Below are 245 nucleotides of genomic sequence, written 5' to 3' on the forward strand. Positions count from 1 at the left end.
CTGGCAGAGGTTGCCCTCGTGCTCGACAGCGACAGGTACCGGCGCCTGTTGGAGGACCTCGAACTGGTGGTCAGCCGGCCGGAGTTCACGAAAGCGGCGAAAGCCCCGGCCGCCAAGGCGGCGGGCCGCATGCTGCGCCGGGACCGCAGGCGCCTGCACCGGCAGGTGCAGGATGCCCGCTCTGCTCCCAATGAAGACCACCGGTCCGAATCCCTCCATGAAGCACGCAAGGACGCCAAGCGGCT

General features: G+C 69.0%; 1 protein-coding gene. It reads left to right on the plus strand.

Annotated features, from left to right (window positions below; genetic code table 11):
• Positions 1 to 18: 18 nt before the first annotated feature.
• Positions 19 to 245, plus strand: a 227-nt coding sequence (locus tag SB754_RS22325) for a CHAD domain-containing protein (protein WP_410784467.1), incomplete at its 3' end; no start/stop codon positions are given.

It is taken from the genome of Leifsonia sp. SIMBA_070 (genome assembly GCF_046534635.1).
Classification (GTDB): domain Bacteria; phylum Actinomycetota; class Actinomycetes; order Actinomycetales; family Microbacteriaceae; genus Leifsonia.